At 73.8% G+C, this 13,609-nt stretch carries 13 protein-coding genes; 5 read left to right on the forward strand and 8 right to left on the reverse strand.

Annotated features, from left to right (window positions below; translation table 11 throughout):
* Positions 1 to 120 precede the first annotated feature (120 nt).
* Entirely contained in the window at positions 121 to 1,101 is a 981-nt protein-coding gene (locus ACYF6T_RS09355; RefSeq protein ID WP_461695049.1) for an Lrp/AsnC family transcriptional regulator, read from the forward strand.
* Positions 1,102 to 1,157: 56 nt separating this feature from the next.
* Here ACYF6T_RS09355 and ACYF6T_RS09360 read toward each other — a convergent pair whose 3' ends face one another.
* Complete coding sequence (locus ACYF6T_RS09360; protein WP_461695051.1) at positions 1,158 to 2,030, reverse strand: LysR substrate-binding domain-containing protein; 873 nt, start codon at positions 2,028 to 2,030, stop codon at positions 1,158 to 1,160.
* Positions 2,031 to 2,199: 169 nt separating this feature from the next.
* On the opposite strand from ACYF6T_RS09360, the gene ACYF6T_RS09365 reads away from it, so the two are divergent.
* Positions 2,200 to 3,213, forward strand: coding sequence for a bile acid:sodium symporter family protein (locus ACYF6T_RS09365; RefSeq protein WP_461695185.1), 1,014 nt, complete (start codon positions 2,200 to 2,202; stop codon positions 3,211 to 3,213).
* Here the strand turns inward: ACYF6T_RS09365 and ACYF6T_RS09370 are convergent.
* The 3 genes from ACYF6T_RS09370 to ACYF6T_RS09380 form a co-directional block, all read right to left on the reverse strand.
* On the reverse strand, positions 3,149 to 4,369 hold the full coding sequence (locus ACYF6T_RS09370) for a hypothetical protein (RefSeq protein ID WP_461695052.1): 1,221 nt from the start codon (positions 4,367 to 4,369) through the stop codon (positions 3,149 to 3,151). The genes ACYF6T_RS09365 and ACYF6T_RS09370 overlap by 65 nt on opposite strands.
* Positions 4,370 to 4,380: 11 nt before the next feature.
* Positions 4,381 to 6,234: an exo-alpha-sialidase gene (locus ACYF6T_RS09375; RefSeq protein WP_461695054.1), complete on the reverse strand. Its 1,854-nt coding sequence runs from the start codon at positions 6,232 to 6,234 to the stop codon at positions 4,381 to 4,383.
* A 116-nt stretch (positions 6,235 to 6,350) separates the two neighbouring features.
* On the reverse strand, positions 6,351 to 7,268 hold the full coding sequence (locus tag ACYF6T_RS09380; RefSeq protein WP_461695055.1) for a quinone oxidoreductase family protein: 918 nt from the start codon (positions 7,266 to 7,268) through the stop codon (positions 6,351 to 6,353).
* Positions 7,269 to 7,350: 82 nt separating this feature from the next.
* On the opposite strand from ACYF6T_RS09380, the gene ACYF6T_RS09385 reads away from it, so the two are divergent.
* Both ACYF6T_RS09385 and ACYF6T_RS09390 read left to right on the forward strand, forming a co-directional pair.
* On the forward strand, positions 7,351 to 7,788 hold the full coding sequence (locus tag ACYF6T_RS09385) for a MarR family winged helix-turn-helix transcriptional regulator (protein ID WP_461695056.1): 438 nt from the start codon (positions 7,351 to 7,353) through the stop codon (positions 7,786 to 7,788).
* A gap of 19 nt (positions 7,789 to 7,807) precedes the next feature.
* Complete coding sequence (locus tag ACYF6T_RS09390; protein WP_461695057.1) at positions 7,808 to 8,335, forward strand: isochorismatase family protein; 528 nt, start codon at positions 7,808 to 7,810, stop codon at positions 8,333 to 8,335.
* Between the two features lie 9 nt (positions 8,336 to 8,344).
* On the opposite strand, the gene ACYF6T_RS09395 is transcribed toward ACYF6T_RS09390, so the two are convergent.
* The gene (locus ACYF6T_RS09395) at positions 8,345 to 9,064 is read right to left on the reverse strand and encodes an SDR family oxidoreductase (protein ID WP_461695058.1); all 720 of its coding nucleotides are present in this window, start codon (positions 9,062 to 9,064) and stop codon (positions 8,345 to 8,347) included.
* A gap of 134 nt (positions 9,065 to 9,198) precedes the next feature.
* On the opposite strand from ACYF6T_RS09395, the gene ACYF6T_RS09400 reads away from it, so the two are divergent.
* Positions 9,199 to 10,008, forward strand: a complete 810-nt coding sequence (locus ACYF6T_RS09400) for a LysR family transcriptional regulator (RefSeq protein ID WP_461695060.1) — start codon at positions 9,199 to 9,201, stop codon at positions 10,006 to 10,008.
* A gap of 70 nt (positions 10,009 to 10,078) precedes the next feature.
* Here ACYF6T_RS09400 and fdhD read toward each other — a convergent pair whose 3' ends face one another.
* From fdhD to ACYF6T_RS09415, 3 genes are read right to left on the reverse strand one after another with little or no spacing between them, the layout of a single operon-like run.
* On the reverse strand, positions 10,079 to 10,927 hold the full coding sequence (gene fdhD, locus ACYF6T_RS09405; RefSeq protein WP_461695061.1) for a formate dehydrogenase accessory sulfurtransferase FdhD: 849 nt from the start codon (positions 10,925 to 10,927) through the stop codon (positions 10,079 to 10,081).
* Between the two features lie 7 nt (positions 10,928 to 10,934).
* Positions 10,935 to 11,795, reverse strand: coding sequence for a 2Fe-2S iron-sulfur cluster-binding protein (locus ACYF6T_RS09410; protein ID WP_461695063.1), 861 nt, complete (start codon positions 11,793 to 11,795; stop codon positions 10,935 to 10,937).
* Complete coding sequence (locus tag ACYF6T_RS09415; RefSeq protein WP_461695064.1) at positions 11,792 to 13,609, reverse strand: NAD(P)H-dependent oxidoreductase subunit E; 1,818 nt, start codon at positions 13,607 to 13,609, stop codon at positions 11,792 to 11,794. Before ACYF6T_RS09415 ends, ACYF6T_RS09410 begins: the two co-directional genes overlap by 4 nt.

The following is a 13,609-nucleotide window of genomic DNA, read 5'->3' on the forward strand; positions in this document are numbered from 1 at the left end:
GCTCTGTGTCCGTGGGCTCCGTGTCCGTCGGACGCGTATGCCTCCGTACGATGGACGGCACGCGGCCGATCGCAGGAGAAACGGCCGGGTCGTCGCCGGAATCCGACAGGAGAGCACCGCATGGCCCTGGAATGCCACACCCTCGACCGGCTGGACCTGCGGCTGCTGGCGGCGCTGGAGGTGAACGCGCGCGCGTCCTTCGCCCGGATCGGGGAGGTGCTCGGCGTCTCCGACCAGACCGTGGCACGCCGCTACCGGCGGCTGTGCGCCGAGGGCGGGCTGCGGGTGGTGGCCGTCCGCGATCCCGAACCGCTGGGCCTGGACCAGTGGATGCTGCGGCTGCGGTGCGTGCCGGACACCGCGCTGGCCATCGCCGACGCGCTCGCCAAACGCCCGGACACCAACTGGATCGCGCTCGCCTCCGGCGGCACCGAGCTGATCTGCGGCACCCGGCCGCGCACCCCCGGCGAGCGGGACGACCTGCTGCTGGCCAAGCTGCCGCGCACCCCGAGCGTCATGGAGATCCGGGCCCACCAACTGCTGTACCGCTTCTTCGGCGGCCCCTCGGGCTGGCTGCAGAAGTTCCGGGCGCTGGCTCCCGACGAGATCGCCGCGCTGCGCGCCGAACCGGTGCCGGTCACCGGCCCGCCCCGCATCGCCCCCGAGGACGAGCCCCTGGTCGCCGCCCTGGAACGGGACGGCCGCGCCACCTACCCCGAACTCCAGCGCGCCACCGGCCGCTCCGAGTCCGCCGTCAAACGCCGGCTGGCCGCGCTGGTGTCGTCCGGGGCGATCTACCTCGACGTCGAGTACGACCCCGAGCTCCTCGGCCGCCCGCTCTCCGCCGCGCTGTGGATCACCACCGCCCCCTCCGCCCTGCACGCCGTCGGCGAGGCCATGGCCGCCCACGACGAGATCGCCTTCGTCACCGCGACCGCGGGTGCCTCCAACCTCATGGCGACCGCCGTGTTCCAGGACACCGCCGGCCTGTACGCCTACCTCAGCGGCCCGCTCGGCGGCCTCCAGGGCGTGCAGCACGTGGAGGCGGCACCGTACCTGCGCCGCATCAAACAACTGACGTACCGGCAGGCACCCCGCTAGGGCCCGTGGCGAACGTCCCGTCGTCCGCTCGAAGGGCCACGCCTCGCGGCGGCGTCCTAGGCGGGCCGCCTGCGCTGCAAGCGGGCGCCGGCCGCGAGGATCGACGTCGCCAGCGCGTCCGCCGCGCCCTGGGCCGCCGTACGGCGGCGGCCGTGCACCAGGACGAAGTCGACGCGGCCCAGTTCCGGCAGGCCGAAGCGGTCGGGGACGCGGACCAGGCCCGGCGGGATCACGCCGCGGGAGTGGGCCATCACGCCCAGGCCCGCGTGCGCGGCGGCGATCAGGGCGCTGAGGCTGCCGCTGGTGCAGGCGATGCGCCACGCCCGGCCCTGCCGCTCCAGGGCCTCCAGGGCCAGGGCGCGGGTGATGCCCGGCGGCGGGAACACGATCAGCGGCACCGGGCGGTCCGGGTCCAGCCGCAGCCGCTCCGCGCCGATCCACACCAGTTCGTCGTGCCAGACCAGCTCGCCCCGCGGGTCCTCCGGGCGCCGCTTGGCCAGCACCAGGTCGAGCTTGCCGGCCGCCAGCCGCTCGTGCAGCGTGCCCGACAGCTCGACCGTCAGCTCCAGGTCGACCTCCGGGTGCTCGTGCCGGAAACCCTCCAGGATCTCCGGCAGCCGGGTCAGCACGAAGTCCTCCGAGGCGCCGAACCGCAGCCGGCCGCGCAGCCGGGTGCCGGTGAAGAACGCGGTCGCCTGCTCGTGCACCTCCAGGATCCGGCGGGCGAAGCCGAGCATGGCCTCGCCGTCCTCCGTCAGCTCCACGGAGTGCGTGTCCCGGGAGAAAAGGGTGCGTCCCGTCGCGTCCTCCAGGCGCCGCACGTGCTGGCTGACCGTCGACTGGCGCAGCCCGAGCCGCCGGGCGGCCTGCGTGAAGCTCAGGGTCTGGGCCACGGTCAGGAAAGTGCGCAGGTGAGCGGGGTCGTACACGGGGAACACCCTAGCCGGTTATCGCGAACGGTGATGACAGTGAGAGTGGTATGACGGATTCCCGATCAGCCGTGGGAGGAGGACGATGGAGAGGGGGTACCCCGTCCCCGTACCGCCGACCGCGACAAGCAAGTGGAGCACCGTGAAACGCCTGCGATGGCCGAGCTGGATGCCGGTCGACCCCTACATCCTGCTGCTGCTCGGGACGGTGGGGCTCGCGGCCCTCTTCCCGGCCCGCGGGACGGCGGCCGACGTCGCCTCCGGTGCCTCCACCGCCGCCATCGCCTTCCTCTTCTTCCTCTACGGCGCCCGGCTGTCCACACGCGAGGCGCTGGACGGGCTTCGCCACTGGCGGCTGCACGTCACCGTCCTCGCCTGCACGTTCGTCGTCTTCCCGCTGCTGGGTCTGGCCGCCCGCGGACTCGTCCCGGTCTTCCTGACCCACCCCCTCTACCAGGGCCTGCTCTTCCTCACCCTGGTGCCGTCGACCATCCAGTCGTCGATCGCCTTCACCTCCATCGCCCGCGGCAACGTGCCCGCCGCGATCTGCGCCGGCTCCTTCTCCTCCCTGGTCGGCATCGTCGTCACCCCGCTGCTGGCGGCCGCCCTGCTCGGCAACAGCGGCGGCGGCTTCAGCGCCGACTCCCTGGTCAAGATCGTCCTGCAGCTGCTGCTGCCCTTCCTCGCCGGGCAGGTGCTGCGCCGCTGGATCGGCGGTTTCGTGGCGCGGCACAAGAAGGTGCTCGGGCTCGTCGACCGCGGCTCGATCCTGCTCGTCGTCTACACCGCGTTCAGCGAGGGCATGGTGCAGGGCATCTGGCACCAGGTGAGCCCGGCCCGGCTCGGCGGCCTGCTCGTCGTGGAGGCCGTGCTGCTGGCCGTGATGCTGGCCCTGACCTGGTACGGCGCCAAGGCGCTGCGCTTCGGCCGGGAGGACCGCATCGCCATCCAGTTCGCCGGCTCCAAGAAGTCCCTCGCCTCCGGACTGCCCATGGCCGGCGTGCTGTTCGGCGCGCACGCCTCGCTGGCCGTGCTGCCGCTGATGCTCTTCCACCAGATGCAGCTGATGGTCTGCGCGGTGATCGCCAGGCGCCGCGCGCACGACGCCCCCGGGCAACTCACCCCGTCCGGGCCACCCGCAGCGTCACGAACCGCGGTCGGTACAGGGCCACGTTCGCGTTGATGCCGGCCGAGGCCCCGGTCGTCTCCAGCCAGTTGACGTCGTAACTGAGCACCAGCCGCCCGCCGTCGCCGGCGCCCCGGGACACGGCGGGCTGCGCCTGAGGGTTGTACGCGGCCACCCCGGACCGCGGCAGCGAGGCCGTGAAGCCCTTCGCCGGGCCGTGCCACGGCCCGGCAGGGGAGCAGGCCCAGTACGAGGTCACGGTGGTCAGCCCCCGCGCGCCCGCCGCCATGGTGAACAGCATGTACGTCTCCCCGGTGCGCACCACCGAGTACGCGCTGCCCACCCGGGCCCCGCCGAGCGGCCGCGGCCGCAGACTCCACCCCGTGCCGTCCCAGTACCGCCAGGCGGACGGCCGGCCGAGCCGCCCCTCCGGCACCCGCGCCACATACGCCGAGGAGGCCGGCCGGGACGCCGCCTGCCGGTCGTCCCCGCCGAACACATACGTCCAGCCGCCCTCCTGCACCAGCGTCGTCCCGAACAGCACGCGCCGCGAGGGGTCGCCGACGAGCTGCTGGTCGAGAACCTTCACGATCGACTCCACCCGCAGGTCGGGCAGCGACAGGGTGGCCACCTCGGTGGCCGTGGGCACCCCGTAGATCCACGGCGACTGCCCCGCGGTACGCACCCACAACAGCACCCGGACGACCTTCTCCGGTGACCCCGGAGCGCGCGGCTCCACGCGGGCCGCGACCGGCCAGCGCCACTGGTCCGGCGCCGGATCGGGGAACAGCGGCGCGGGCAGGGTGCTGCGCAGCCGTCCCGAACGGTCCATCACCACCGCCGAGTTGCGCACCAGCGGCGCGCTGGTGTCCCGCCAGGCGTACGACTCGCCGACCGGGTTGGGCGGCGCGTGCACCTGCCCGAGATAGGTGTCCGAGAACAGCCACAGCACCCGCCCGTCCGGCAGCCGCACCGAGTGGGTGCCGTCGCCGCCGGTCCAGTCGTCGGTGCGGCCGGCGTCGTCGCCGTAGCGGGCGAACTCGGCGGTGAGGGAGGTGTCCGGCGTGGCGGAGACCACCGCGTGGGCAGCGCAGCCGCCCGGCCCCGCACCGTGCCGGGGCAGGCCGGTGAGCAGCACCGCCCCGAGAACCAGCGTCAGCAGCAGACCGAGGCCGGTTCCCGTGCGCTGTCGTGCTCGGGCGTCGTCGGGCACGCTTGGGGACGTTACTGGGCGGCGCTCACCTGGTCCATGGGCAGCCACAGGACGGTGTTGGCCACCGCCGTGTCCGGGCTCGCGAGTTCGGCGTCGCCGAGCGCCCGGTCCCAGACGTGCACGTCGTCGATCGCACCGGTGAAGTAGGCCCTGCTGTCCATGCGCTGGCCGATGTGCACGCCGAAGGGCGAGTTGCGGCTGACCGAGCCGGGCACGTCGGGCGTGCTGAGCGCCGTGCCGTCGACGACGAGGGTGAGCAGGCCGCCGCCGCGCCGCAGCACGACGTGGTGCCACTGGCCGTCGTTGTAGGCGCCCGTGGTGCGCACGTACGCCGACTGCGGTGCCGCCACCCCGTCGCGCACGGTGATCAGGCCCTGGAGGCGGTTGTTCGCGGGCTCGCCGCGCAGCCACACCTGGGGCTGACTGGTGCCGGTCCCGCCCATCCACAGCAGCGGCTGCTCCCCGCCGGCGGCCGTGTACCTGAACCGCAGCGACACCGTGAAGTCCTTCGTCCCCAGCGGGAGCTGGTCCCGGTAGGGCAGGCGTACGGCGTCGTCCACGCCGTCGAAGGAGAGCGCCCCGTCCGTCGCCTGGGCGCCGCCGAGGACGGCCACGGGCGGGGCGCCGGGGGCGAGGTCGGCGGTCGTCGGGTCGGGGCCGCGGCGCGGCCGGAGCCAGTCCTCGGTGAAGCGGGCGAAGCGGATCTCGTCGCGCGCGTCGACGGCGCCGCCCTCGTACAGCAGCCCCACCGTGTCGTCGTCGACGGCCACCAGGTCGGAGTAGCCGGACCAGTCCGTCGTCACGACCGTGCCGCGGTCCACGCTGTCCCAGGTGGTCCCGCCGTCGTAGGAGGAGCGGATCATCATGGTGCGCCGGCGGTCCGGGTCGCCGGGGCAGGACAGCAGCAGGCGGTCGCCGAGCGACAGCAGCGCGCCCTGCACCTGGGGCGCGTAGAGGTCGGGCAGGTCCCGGAAGGGGGCGGCGAAGGTGTCGCCGCCGTCCGCGCTGACGGCCTGGGTGCGGTGGCCGAGGTCGGTGCCGTCCTGCTCCCGGCCGCTGACCAGGACGGAGCCGTCGGCGCGTTCGGCGAGCGTGACCTCGGACGGCTTCTGCCGGAAGGTGCCGTCGGCGGCGATCGGCCACGAGTCCGTGGCGCCCGCGCGCCAGTGGTCGCCGCCGTCGTCGCTCACGATCAGCGCCGCGTGGTTGGCGGTCACCCGGGTGCCGTCCCACGTCTCGGTGTTGACGCCGAACAGCAGCCGCCCGGCGTGCGCGCCGCGGGTGAGCTGGATGCCGTGCACGGGGCCGGTGGCGTACCAGGAGTTCCAGTTGGCGGGCAGGATCTCGGCGCTCAGGTCACGCGGCTTCGACCAGGTCAGCCCGTCGTCGTCGCTGTACTGCAGATGCGGGGTGCGATCGCACGGCACCGTGCAACTGCCGCTGTCCGTACGGCCCGTGTTGTACGTCTCGGCCAGCAGCACCCGGCCGGTCTCCCGGTCCACGACCGGCGCCGGGTTGCCGTGCGTGTCACCGCCGCCGTCGTTCACGACCTGGAGCGGACCCCATGTCCGGCCCCCGTCCTCGGAGCGTTTGAGCACGATGTCGATGTCGGCGGCGTCCCCGCAGTTGAGCACCCGCCCCTCCGCGAACGCCAGCAGCGTGCCGTGCGCGCTCCGCACGACCGCCGGAATGCGGAAGCAGGCGTACCCCGGGTCCTGGCCGGCCTTGAACAGCACCTGCTGCTCGAACTCGGCGCTGTGCGCGGTCGCTCCCGCGTGCGCGGTGCCCGGCAGGGCGAGGAGGGTGGCGGCGGTGAGCACCGCGGTCAGGGGGGATCTCAGACGTGCGCCAAGCGTCGACGGCATGGTGGGGGGACCCGCCCTTCAGGTGTCTGAACATCCGGACATCCCACGTCCTGGGTACGCTCAGCTGACGGTATTTCAGTCCCACAACCCTCACAAGGACCGTGCACGTGTCGGTTTCACGGACGGAGTACGACCTTGCCGAGATTGCTCCGGGACTCCACCGCCGCATGCGCCCTCGCCGCCTCCTCCAGCTTGAACTCCCCGTGCACGGCGGGCCTCAGCGCGCCGTCCGCGAACAGCCGCCACAGTTCACGGCGCCAGCGCTCGTACACCTCCGGCCGTCCGCGCGCGATCCGCGCCAGCTGGAAGCCGGTCACCGACTTCGCGCCCACGAGAAGGTCGTACGCCCGGACGGTCCCGCCGCCCGAGCTGTACGCCACCAGCCGCCCGCCCGGGGCGAGCGCGCCGACGGCCGGGGTGAGCAGCTCGCCGCCCACCGCGTCCAGGACGTAGTCGACCGGCTCGCCCCAGCTCTCGTCGCCGTAGACGACGACATCGTCGGCGCCGAGGGAGCGCACGAATCCGGCCTTCTCCGGGGCGGAGACGGCACCCACCACGCGGCCGGCGCCCCGGGTCCGCGCCAGCTGCACCGCCAGATGCCCGACCCCGCTGGCGGCGGCCGTCACGAGCGCCGCCTCGCCGCGCTCGGGGCGGGCCGCCTCCAGCGCGCCGAGGGCGACCAGCCCGCTGCGGACCAGGGCGACGGCGTCGACGGCGGACGCGGAATCCGGCACCGGCGAGGCCATGGCCTCACCCAGCAGGGCGAAGTCGGCGTATCCGTGTCCGAAGACCAGCCCGGTCACCCGCTCGCCGGGGCGGAAACGAGCGACCCCCTGCCCGACGGCCACCACCTCCCCGGCGACCTCCCCGCCCAGCGGGATCGGTTCGGCGGCCTCGGTGACCTTGCGGACGACGGGAAGCGTGACGCCGACGGCCTCGCAGCGGACGAGGAGTTCGCCGGGGCCGGGTGCGGGCACGGGGGTCTCCTCCAGGAACAGGGGGCCACCGGTGCGGTCGTAGCGGACGCGGCGCATCGCACCTCCAGAACTCGTTGGGAGTCCCAACGGTATCGCCTTTCATGGGGAACACCAACGACTTTTCGCCTAGACTCCCCTCATGCCCGAAGCCCCGCTCGCCGCGATCCGCTCCCTGCCCAGCTGGCTGCTCGGCCGCGCGGCCGCCCGCGGACGCGCCCTGGTGGCCGGGGCGCTGGCCGCCGAGGGGCTGAAGATGTGGCACCACGTGGTGCTCTCCGCCGTCCGTGACCTCGCCCCCGTCGCTCAGGCGGACCTCGGCCGAGGCGTCCACCTCGACCCCAAGGACCTCGTCGGCGTCCTCAACGACCTCCAGGCCGCCGGCCTCGTCGTACGCGCGCCGGACCCCAAGGACCGCCGCAAGAACGCGGTGTCCCTCACCGAGGAGGGCGCCCGGCTCCTCGCGCGCTGCGAGAAGGCCGCCCGCGCGGCCAACGACGAGCTCCTCGCGCCCCTCTCGCCGGCCGAACGCGACCAGTTCACGGGCCTGTTGATCCGGATCTCCGGCACGGACGGCTGACGACCGATAACGTTCTGTCATGACCGCACCCCTCGCCCTCGACCCGGCGCGCAGCGCCCTCGTGCTCGTCGATCTGATGGACCGGATCGTCGCGCTGCCCCTGGAGCCCCGAAAGGGCACCGAAGTCCTGTCCACCGCCGAGGAGCTGGCGGCCGCGTTCCGCTCGGCGGGCGCGACCGTCGTCCTCGTCCGGGTCGAGCGGCCCGGCGTCGCCGAGCAGCCGCCCGGCAGCGCACTGGCGGCGGGCCTCGCCCGGGACGGCGACCTGGAGGTCGTCAAACGCACCATCGGCGGCTTCCAGGGCACGGGCCTGGACGGCCTCCTGCGCGAACGCGGCGTCACCACCGTCGTGTTCGGCGGCATCGCCACCAACCTCGGCGTCGAGTCCACCGCCCGCGCCGCCGGCGACCTCGGCTACGACCTGGTCTTCGTCGAGGACGCCATGGCCGCGTTCACCGCCGCCGAACACGAGGCGTCGGTACGGCTGGACTTCCCCCGGCTGGGGACGGTCGTGACGGCGGCGCAGGTGCGGTTCGTACGGGGCTGAGTCCGGGCCTCAGACCAGGACGGCACCGCCGTCCACGAGGACGACCGAGCCGGTGCTGAAGCCGCACCGCATCAGATAGAGGTACGCCTCGGCGACATCGGCCGGCTCGGCGATCCGGCCCACCGGCAGCCGGCGCGCCGCCGAGGCGTACAGGGCCTCGCGCTCCGCCTCGGGCAGGTCCCGGAACAGTGCGCTGCGCACCGTTCCGGGCACCACCGCGTTGACCCTCAGCGGCGCGAGATCCAGGGCCAGCGCCCTGGTCAGCGACTCCAGCGCCCCGCCCACGCCCGCCACCGCGCTGGCCCCCGGCAGCGGCCTGCGCGCCACCGTGCCCGACGTCAGCACGATCGAACCCCCCTCCCGGATCAGCGGCGCCCCGTACTTCACCGCCGCGTACGTCCCCCACAGCCGCGTGTCGAGGAAACCCCGTGCCTGCGCCAGGTCCGCCTCCGGCAGCGGCTTCGGCCGCAGCGGCTCGCCGGCCGTGAACACCAGGTGGTCGAAGGCGCCGAGCCGTGCGAAGAAGTCCCGTACCCGCGTCTCCTCGGACACGTCCAGGAGATGTCCCTCCGCGCCCTGCGGCAGTCGTGCGAGGGCGCCCTCGACGCTCTCCTTGCTGCGCGAGGCGACCACCACCTCAGCCCCCTCCCGGGCGGCCGCCTCCGCGACCCCCAGCCCGATGCCCGTCGTACCGCCGATGACGACGACCCGCTGCCCTGCCAGGCCCATGTGCCGCTCCCTTCCCCGGAGTGCCGTTGCGCCCCCAGCCTGCGGCCCTCCCCGCACGGCCGTCCAAGACCTCTTCCGGCGGCGGCGATACCCTGAAGGCATCGCCGCAGGCCGACCGGAAGGGACACCCGTCCATGGACCTCGACCTGCGGAAGGTGCGCTATTTCCTCGCGGTCGCCGAACTGCTGCACTTCGGCCGCGCGGCCGAGCGGCTGCACATCGCGCAGCCGGTGCTGAGCCGTCAGATCCGGGCCCTGGAGAAGGACCTGGGGGTCACCCTCTTCGCACGGGACAGTCACGGCGTGGCGCTCACGGCGGCGGGACGCCAGTTCCTCGACGACGCGCGGCCCTTGCTGGCGAGCGCCGGCGCCGCCCGCCACCGGGCGCGCCGGGCCGCCGACCGGCCCGGTCTGCTGGTCGTCGGCTTCCGGGCCGGGATCATGCTCTCCCGCGGTCTGCGGGCCTTCTGCGCCGTCCGTCCCGGCGCCGACATCGAGACCCGCCGCGTGGAGTGGGACGACCAGGAGGAGCTGGTCCTCGACGGCACCGTCGACGTCGCCTTCGTCCGCGCGCCGGTGCGGGAGGCGGGCCTGGACCTGCTGCCGCTGTTCGCCGAGCGCCGGCTCGCGATGCTGCCCGCCGATCACCGGCTCGCCGGCAAGGACGAGCTCGCCCTGGCGGACCTGCACGGCGAACCGCGGCCCCGCTACGCCCACGCGGCGGCGGAGGACGTCCCGATCCGCACCGTCGAGGAGCAGCTGGCGCGCGTGGCCGCCGGACACGGCGTCGTCCTGGTCCCCGAGTCGGTCGCCGCGCAGTACACCCGCCCGGACATCGCCTATGTGCCCGTGACGGACGCGGAACCCGCCCAGGTGCTCCTCGCCCGGGCCGCCGGCCGCCACTCCCCGCTGGTCGAGGCGTTCGTGTCGGCGTTCCGGACCTGAGACGGGGCCCCTCGGCGCAGGGGGCGCTCCCCGCCGGTCGGGGCCCCGCCGCCGTGCCGCGGGGAGGCGGTCACCCCTGGGCGGCCGCGGTCCGCAGGGCGATGCGGTCCTCGCCCGCGTACACGTTCATGGAGGCGCCCCGCAGGAAGCCCACGAGGGTCAGCCCGGTCTCCGCGGCCAGGTCCACGGCCAGCGAGGAGGGCGCCGAGACGGCCGCCAGGACCGGGATGCCGGCCATCACCGCCTTCTGCGCCAGCTCGAAGGAGGCCCGGCCGGAGACCAGCAGGATCGTTCGGGACAGCGGCAGGTCGCCGTTCTGCAGGGCGCGGCCGACCAGCTTGTCGACCGCGTTGTGCCGGCCCACGTCCTCCCGGACGTCCAGCAGCTCGCCGTCCTCGCCGAACAGGGCCGCCGCGTGCAGGCCCCCGGTCCGGTCGAAGACCCGCTGGGCCGCGCGCAGCCGGTCGGGGAGGCTCGCGAGCAGGCCGGGCTCGACCCGGACCGGGGGAGTGTCGGCGATCGGCCAGCGGGCCGTCGTGCGCACCGCGTCGAGGCTCGCCTTGCCGCACAGGCCGCAGGAGGACGTCGTGTAGACGTTCCGTTCGAGGGTGATGTCGGGGACGGTGACACCCGGCGCAGTCTTCACGTCCACCACGTTGTACGTGTTCGAGCCGTCCACCGTGGCGCCCGCGCAGTACACGATGTTCCGCAGGTCGCCCTGCTCGGCCAGCACGCCCTCGCTGACCAGGAAGCCGGCCGCCAGCGCGAAGTCGTCGCCCGGGGTGCGCATGGTGATCGCGAGCGGCTTGCCGTTCAGCCGGATCTCCAGCGGTTCCTCGGCGACCAGCGTGTCCGGGCGGGACGAGACCGCGCCGTCCCGGATGCGGATCACCTTGCGTCGTTCCGTGACTCGTCCCATGTGTGCCTCAGTCCCGGTTCTGTACGTGCTGGTAGCCGAAGCGGCCCTTGATGCAGAGGTTGCCGTGGGTCACCGGGTTGTCGTGCGGGGAGGTGACCTTGACGATCTCATTGTCCTGCACGTGGAGCGTCAGGTTGCAGCCCACTCCGCAGTACGCGCACACCGTGGTCGTCTCCGTCTGCCTGGACTCGTCCCAGGTACCCGCCGCCCGCATGTCGAACTCCGACTTGAACGACAGCGCTCCCGTGGGGCACACCTCGATGCAGTTGCCGCAGTAGACGCACGCCGACTCGGTCAGCGGGCCGTCGTGCTCGACGGCGATCCGCGCGTCGAAGCCGCGTCCGGCGACGGAGATCGCGAAGGTGTTCTGCCACTGGTCCCCGCAGGCGTCGACGCACTTGTAGCACAGGATGCACTTGTCGTAGTCGCGCACGTACAGGTCGTTGTCGACCTTCGGCTCCTCGTTCAGCCGGGCCGCGTCCGGGCCGAAACGGTCCGGCTTCGCCTCGTACTCCTTGATCCATTCGGCGACTTGTGGAGTCGTCGACAAGTCGACCGAGGAGGCGAGCAGCTCCAGGACGATTCTGCGGCTGTGCCGGGCGCGTTCGCTGTCGGTGCGGACGACCATGCCGGGCTCGGCCCTGCGCGAACAGGCCGGCACGAGCGTACGGGAGCCCTCGACCTCGACGACGCAGACCCGGCAGGCGTTCTTGGGCCGGAGGGTGTCCCCCTGGCACAGGGTGGGCACGTCCTTTCCGGCCGCCCGGCAGGCGTCGAGGATCGTCGCGCCCTCCGGAACCCTGACCTCCTGGCCGTCGAGGGTGAACTCCAGCAGCCGGCGCGGGATCCCCAGCGGTGTCACGGTCATGTGTACGCCCCCAGACGGTCGATGGCGGATTCCACGGCGTTCCAGGCGGTCTGTCCCAGACCGCAGATCGAGGCGTCCCGCATCGCGCGGCCGACCTCCCTGAGCAGTGCGACGTCGTCGGCGGCCGCCGCGCCGGTGCGCTCGGCGATCCGGCGCAGCGCCTCCTCCTGGCGCACGGTCCCGACCCGGCACGGCACGCACTGCCCGCAGGACTCGTCGCGGAAGAACTCCGCGATGCGCAGCAGCAGCCGGGGGAGCGGCACGGTGTCGTCGAAGGCCATCACGACACCCGAACCGAGCGTCGTCCCGGCCGCGCGAGTGCCTTCGAAGGTGAGCGGGATGCCGAGTTCGTCGGGCCGTACGAAGCCGCCGGCGGCTCCGCCGAGGAGGACCGCCCGCAGGCCCGGGCGGACCCCGGCCAGCTCCAGCACCTCGCCCAGCGTCGCCCCGAACGGCAGCTCGTAGACGCCGGGCCTGTCCACGCTGCCCGAGACGCAGAACAGCTTGGGGCCGGTGGACGTCCCGGTGCCGATCGCCGCGTACGCCGGTGCTCCCATGGTCAGGATCGGCAGGACGTTGACCAGCGTCTCGACGTTGTTCTCGACCGTCGGCTTGCCGAACAGGCCCTTCTCCACCGGGAACGGCGGCTTGGAGCGCGGCTCGCCCCGGTAGCCCTCGATGGAGTTGAACAGGGCCGTCTCCTCGCCGCAGATGTAGGCGCCCGCACCGCGCCGGATCTCGATGTCGAAGGCGTAGCCCTGGCCGAGGACGTCGTCGCCGAGGAAGCCACGCGCGCGTGCCTGCGTGATCGCGTGCTCCAGGCGGCGCAGGGCCCGCGGGTACTCGCCGCGCAGGTAGACGTATCCCCGGTGCGCGCCGGTCGCGTACGCCGCGATCGTCATCGCCTCGACCAGCGCGTACGGGTCGCCTTCCAGCAGCACGCGGTCCTTGAAGGTGCCCGGCTCGGACTCGTCGGCGTTGCACACCAGGTAGTGCGGGTGGTCGGGCTGCGACGCCGTGGCCTGCCACTTGCGGCCGGTGGGGAAGGCGGCGCCGCCGCGCCCGACCAGGCCGGAGTCGGTGACCTCGCGGATGACGCCGGCGGGGCCGAGCGCGAAGGCCCGGCGCAGGGCGCTGTAGCCGCCGTGGGCGCGGTAGTCGTCGAGGCTCGCGGGGTCGACCACGCCCACGCGGCGCAGCAGGACGAGGGCGGGGTCGCCGGCCTGGGGGATCGCCAGCGCCGCCGGCGGCTCCTCGGGCGCGGAGTCGGGCGCGCTCGCGGCGAGGACGGCCGCCTCGGCCGTCGCCGGTGCCGACACCGCCGTACGCACCGGATCGCCCGCCTTGATGGCGAGCGCGGCCGGAGCCCGCTCGCACAGGCCCAGGCAGGGGCTGCGCTCCACCGAGACGCCGGGACCGAGCCGTGCCTCGATGCCGGCGCACACCTCGGAGGCGCCCGCCGCGGTGCAGGCGAGGTCCGTGCACACGTGCAGCACGGTCGCCGGGCGCGGTCTGACGGAGAACATGGAGTAGAAGGTGGCCACCCCGTACGCCTCCGCCGGCGGCACGGTCAGCCGGCGGCACAGGTAGTCCAGGGCGCCGTCGCTGATCCAGCCGACCCGGTCGTTGATCGCGTGCAGCCCCGGCAACAGCAGTTCGCGCCGGTCGCGGGCCGCCCGCCCGCCGCGCGCCCAGCGCAGGTCGGCGTCGGAGCGGTCGGCGCCCTCCCAGGAGGACTCGGGAGGGCCCAGCAGGGCGTCCACCGCGGCCCGTTCCTCGTCCGTCGGTTTGCTGTCGCCGAAGTGCAGGTCCAC

This window comes from Streptomyces sp. 7R007, from assembly GCF_054850255.1.

What these genes read in the sequence shown, in the direction of transcription:
- ACYF6T_RS09355 (WP_461695049.1), top strand. Translation starts at nt 121, where the DNA reads ATGGCCCTGGAATGCCACACCCTCGACCGGCTGGACCTGCGGCTGCTG.
- ACYF6T_RS09365 (WP_461695185.1), top strand. Translation starts at nt 2,200, where the DNA reads ATGCCGGTCGACCCCTACATCCTGCTGCTGCTCGGGACGGTGGGGCTC.
- ACYF6T_RS09375 (WP_461695054.1), bottom strand. Translation starts at nt 6,234, where the DNA reads ATGCCGTCGACGCTTGGCGCACGTCTGAGATCCCCCCTGACCGCGGTG.
- ACYF6T_RS09380 (WP_461695055.1), bottom strand. Translation starts at nt 7,268, where the DNA reads ATGCGCCGCGTCCGCTACGACCGCACCGGTGGCCCCCTGTTCCTGGAG.
- ACYF6T_RS09385 (WP_461695056.1), top strand. Translation starts at nt 7,351, where the DNA reads ATGCCCGAAGCCCCGCTCGCCGCGATCCGCTCCCTGCCCAGCTGGCTG.
- ACYF6T_RS09390 (WP_461695057.1), top strand. Translation starts at nt 7,808, where the DNA reads ATGACCGCACCCCTCGCCCTCGACCCGGCGCGCAGCGCCCTCGTGCTC.
- ACYF6T_RS09395 (WP_461695058.1), bottom strand. Translation starts at nt 9,064, where the DNA reads ATGGGCCTGGCAGGGCAGCGGGTCGTCGTCATCGGCGGTACGACGGGC.
- ACYF6T_RS09400 (WP_461695060.1), top strand. Translation starts at nt 9,199, where the DNA reads ATGGACCTCGACCTGCGGAAGGTGCGCTATTTCCTCGCGGTCGCCGAA.
- fdhD (WP_461695061.1), bottom strand. Translation starts at nt 10,927, where the DNA reads ATGGGACGAGTCACGGAACGACGCAAGGTGATCCGCATCCGGGACGGC.
- ACYF6T_RS09410 (WP_461695063.1), bottom strand. Translation starts at nt 11,795, where the DNA reads ATGACCGTGACACCGCTGGGGATCCCGCGCCGGCTGCTGGAGTTCACC.